Here is a 4,805-nt window from a genome sequence, read left to right on the forward strand (position 1 = left end):
CTCAGCCCTTTAGGGAGAGGAAGACGTCAAGCCGCCACTCGAGCTCCCGTTCGAGAACCGTTCCACTAATCGTCCGTCGGACGCGGTCCGGCGACGCACTGACGCGATTCCACGATGAGCGACCAAGCAATGACCGACGCAATGCGGTAGCCCTTTCGATGGCTCGCTGACGTTCAGCGTTCGGCCCTTCCAGCTGTCCAACATAGGTCGCCGGCAACGCATCGCCCGCAAATTGGAATTCAAGCGACGTGAGCACGTTGGGTGTGAACACTGGATCGCTACAAGCGCTAGGCACCTTACAACCGTTTTTGATCAATTCGAGCGCCGTGATGTCCCCGTGGGCCGCCATTGCATACACGTGATCCGCCAGCATCATGCCGTCAGGCAGCACTATCGTGTTCCATTGCATGGGATGCCGGCTAGCGAGATCGAGAACGGCGCCAAACTGGCACGGCGGCCGCAGCCGTGCGCAGCAGATTTAGAGCCGCTAACACAACTGGACACGGCTGGCGGTGGCTTGTATCGTGCCGCGGATGGCAAGAAGAAAAATCAGTAACGAGTTGTGGGCTGCTCTTGAGCCGATTCCAGTATTTGAGCATTCGCCCAACGGCGTCGGTCCGTTGACGACCGAGCAGCGTTGAACGGCATCTTGTATGCGCTGCACACGGGTGTTCCTTGGGAGGATTTGCCTCAAGAGCTAGGCTACGGCAGTGGCATGACATGTTGGCGACGGTTACGTGATTGGCACGCGGCAGTTGTGTGGGAGAAGTTGCATGTGGCGATGCTGCGCCGCTTGCGCGAGCACGATCAAATCGATTGGGGGCGAGCAAGTATCGATGGCGCGAGTGTGGCCAGCCCCCGGGGGCCAGGAAACCGGCCCGAACCCGACCGACCGGGGCAAGCTAGGCAGCAAGCGACATCATCGTCGATGCCCAAGGTATCCCGTTGGCGATTACCGTGACGGGAGCGAATCGTCATGATTCGATGGCTTTCGAGTCGACGTTAGACGCTATTCCGCCAGTGCCGGGCCTCGAAGGGCGACCACGCAAGCGTCCGGACAAACTGCATGCCGACAAGGGTTACGACTGTCGTCGATGCCGAAATGATTTTCGCCGACGCGGCATCACGGCTCGAATCGCCCGCAAAGGCATCGAGAGCAAAGACCGCCTTGGGCGTTACCGATGGGTGGTCGAACGCACCCATGCGTGGTTTGCCGGGTTCGGCAAGCTGCGAGTCCGCTTCGAGCGGAGGCTCGATATTCATGCTGCGCTGCTCACGCTAGCCGCCGCCATCATTTGTTCACGCTTCGTCGATGACTTGTGTTAGCGGCTCTTAATACCTGCGGCGTAGAAGGCTAAACGACACCATCTGGGCCGTCAGGTCGTGAACTTACTGGTACCGCGACGAAGAACACTTATTCCTGAAAATCCGCGTAGCGTTTCACGGTAATCCTCGATGAACAAAAAAATGCCACCCGCTTGGGGTGGCATAAAAATGGAATGAGAGAAACGTGCAGAGAAATCGATGCCTCTACGTAAAGACATCGATACGCATCATGCCGCCAATCCGCGCACTCAGCTTTCAAAAATCAATCAGCCTCGAGGTCAATCCCCGCAAACGCAGATGTCTCGACCTCCATCGGCGATCCGCTACCGGGCGATGGGCGAGGAAAACAGCAATTAGGGGTACAGGTTGCGATACTCATGCAGCACATGTGGATTGTGGCGGCCAGCATGGAGAAAATCAACGAAGGCGACGCACTGAACCGCCTGCGACAGCAGCGTCAGAGCGGTTGGAACAGGGAACACAAAGACCGGCCGCTCGGGCGAAGGTGAATTCTCAAGTGATCCGGCCGATCGTTGCAACTGATTTCTCGATAAATTCGATCAACCCATGTGGGGCATCCCTGCGGCCGATGCGCGTGAACGGCTATACCGGCCCAATGCAGGACTTGCCGCGCAGGATGGCGATTGCAATGTATGAAATGCGGCACTGGTGACAGTCGAAGTTTGGCCAGTTCAAGGCGATCTCGCCGACGCCGGCCAACAAGTTGTTCGATATTGGCGTGAACGCCGGGCCGACGACCGGCGTCAAATTCCCGCAGCGTGCGCGGAACGTGTTGTGATCCGGAACAGCAAAACGTAATAGACCTGGCATTCGACGGCGTGATCGGTCTGGCCAATGAGGTCTTTTAATACGGCTGGCTAGGCACACAGCGAGATAACGATGACGGTATCGTCTGTTACTACGTGCTGTTCCTCATTTCCGGGCTGCTATATCGTCAGTCGGCGTCTTGGCCATATGTCGTCCGATTACCCGGTGCGACTTCGATTCCGATTTAAGCCGCGTAATGAACTGAGGCGGCTAGCTCTCCGCAAATCCTCCATCTTATAAGAAATATTCAATTTGCCGAGCGGTCGCAGGCTAGCATTGCGAATAAAATGCTTGAAATCATTTACCGATTAATTCCGCGAAGAAATTCATTGCGCGCCTGGATGTCTCGATCAAATTCACCAACGTAACACTGCGTGACTACGCGCTCATCGCCCCGGCGGTTCTCGCCCATAAGCAGGCACAGCTGTTCAGCTTCAATCAGACACGCTGCGCCTCGGGCATAGCCATGGGTAACAAGAGCCGTTGCGACTTCGTTTGTAACCCATTCCTGATACGTAAAGCGATGACTGATCGCGTCGATCATCCGTGCAATCCGCCCGAAGCCATGTAGGCGCCCTCCAGGCAAGTAGGCTACATGTGCCGCACCGCGAAATGGCAGCAAGTGATGAGGGCAGACGCCATGCACGGCAATGCCACGGATAATGACCATATCTTCTCGACGATCATCGAAGCCCGTGCCGAGAGCCTCAGCGGGATCGATATCGTAACCATCGAGCAAGCGCCTCTGCCAGAGTTCGCGAACACGCCGTGCTGTGCGGCCGGTATGTGCGGCGTCGATTTCGAGGCCACTTGCTCTGAGCAAGTTGTCGACTGCATCTTCAAACGCGACCGGGTCGAACGGACGTGCTCGTCGAATTTCTGTAGATGATTCATTATGCTCATCGCATATATCATTGCTTCCGACTTGGTGCATACTTATCTCCTACGTTGAATAAATGTCTAATGAATTTGCGCTCGTGGCGGATGTCCTGACTGACGACACCGAATTTAGACCATGTGCCGTTTTACAGTGGTATCTGCCGCGCTTGGCTACTTTCAAATTTCGCTCGATCGAGCCGAAGCAGCGGACCCGGCACTGTTTTATGAAACCGTCTTTAACAGCATCTTGGATTCTTTAAACCACTTCCTAGTCGAGAGGATTGGGACACCAACGCGACAACCCGCCCCGATCCCAACAAAGATTGAGGTCGTCATCAGCGCGCCGATCTACGAAAATATCGCCATGCGCTCGACACATTCCAAACGATAAACCAGCACCAAAGCACTGCAAGTCCAAATTGGACGATGTGAACTACTAAGGGTATTTCGCCATACAGTCTTCGTAAGGCTACGCTGATGACGACTGTATAAACGCCCGCGAGCACCACGCCTACACTAAATGTCTTACGCATGTTGACAGCTTGCGTTTTTCGAGATATTAAGGGTTTCCGGCTATTCATGAAGCTTCTGACCACATCGAATGTTTGACACGTCACACACACGACGATCTAACTGTTGCTGCTGAGCATACAGCGCTCCAATAGTGACTGCATGTGCCCTAAAGACCGCATGTGAATTGCGAGTCTGCATGGCGTTCGGGCGAATGACCTTGCAAATTTTGCTCCTCGGACCATGACTCTGGCGGTGTGTCCAATTGCGCTGACTGCCTGCAACGCTTCCTGTTCTTGGGTGGCCCCCGATAGTCTGTGACGCGTCGAAGCGTATCGAACGCCGCGGTCGACAGATTGGAGTGGAAGGTCCGACCCGCCTCCGTTGCCGGCGTCATCAGGTGCGGCGTATTGGAAAGTGCGCCGTCGAGTCCGCCCGTCCCGAATGAACCGGTGGCCGTCGAGCGAACGTCCTCAAGCGCTGACGTGGTGCCCTGAACGGCGGAGGGAAAGGCTGGGAAGGGCCGTATCGTCGTGGTCTGCAGGATCGTGCCGACGCCCGCCTGTACCGCATTCAGGCCGCGCATCGCGGTGACGACCTGCGGGCTGACATCACCGGCCACCGACAGGGCGCTGGCCGCACCCGACAGCAACTCATCGCGCCGGGTCAGGTTAAGCAGTGCGCGCGATACCGGCCTCGATCGCGATGTCCCGGATGATCGCCCGGCAATTGGCCGCGATCGTGGTTGGCACGGCGAGTTCCTCGGTGACATCTCATCGCGGACCGGGCCGCAGCCTGCCTCGCGCTGGGAACAGGCCGTTGCTGGCCGACAGCCTTCAACTCCAGCCGCGCATAGGCGCGATCAAGGTCGATGAGATGGCTCCGCCGATCACGATGCCCATTGCAATATTGCTTGCCATGCCTCTTCCTTCAACCAGTGAGCCACCACGCCACGTCATCGAGCGTCAGTACATCCGTCGTACGGGTAATGAACGACGCCAGTCTGAGCTGTGGCGAGAGGCGGGAGGCTCAACGGAGTTCGGAGTGCATGTTCTAGGGCAGCAGCGCGTTGTAGTCGTCGTTGGCGGTTTGCGCGAGCGGCAAGCGCTGGAACGGCCAGGCGAGGTAGCGGTACGGGTCGATGGCGTTTGCTTTACAGGTCTCACACGAGCGAGTAGCGATTCGCGCTGGCGTGTTCGCCGGCGACGGTGTCAGCGAACAGCCAGCCGCGGCGTCCGGCGGCAATGGGGCGTTCATTGTGC

General features: G+C 57.1%; 3 protein-coding genes and 2 pseudogenes. 1 reads left to right on the forward strand and 4 read right to left on the reverse strand.

Going from position 1 to position 4,805, the window contains the following annotated elements:
• Nucleotide 1 precedes the first annotated feature (1 nt).
• A complete protein-coding gene (locus C7H84_RS34745) occupies nt 2–409 on the reverse strand; it encodes a hypothetical protein (RefSeq protein ID WP_121863027.1) in 408 nt (135 codons plus the stop codon).
• Nucleotides 410–533: 124 nt separating this feature from the next.
• On the opposite strand from C7H84_RS34745, the pseudogene C7H84_RS34750 reads away from it, so the two are divergent.
• Nucleotides 534–1,326, forward strand: a pseudogene (locus C7H84_RS34750) (IS5 family transposase).
• Between the two features lie 1,129 nt (nt 1,327–2,455).
• On the opposite strand, the gene folE reads toward C7H84_RS34750, so the two are convergent.
• The 3 genes and pseudogenes from folE to C7H84_RS34760 form a co-directional block, all read right to left on the reverse strand.
• On the reverse strand, nt 2,456–3,088 hold the full coding sequence (folE, locus tag C7H84_RS34755; protein WP_121863028.1) for a GTP cyclohydrolase I FolE: 633 nt from the start codon (nt 3,086–3,088) through the stop codon (nt 2,456–2,458).
• A 624-nt stretch (nt 3,089–3,712) separates the two neighbouring features.
• A complete protein-coding gene (locus tag C7H84_RS36795) occupies nt 3,713–4,195 on the reverse strand; it encodes a hypothetical protein (RefSeq protein WP_162999487.1) in 483 nt (160 codons plus the stop codon).
• Between the two features lie 401 nt (nt 4,196–4,596).
• Nucleotides 4,597–4,805, reverse strand: a pseudogene (locus C7H84_RS34760) (transposase domain-containing protein); the annotation flags it as partial.

Source organism: Burkholderia sp. Nafp2/4-1b (assembly GCF_003635165.1).
Classification (GTDB): domain Bacteria; phylum Pseudomonadota; class Gammaproteobacteria; order Burkholderiales; family Burkholderiaceae; genus Burkholderia.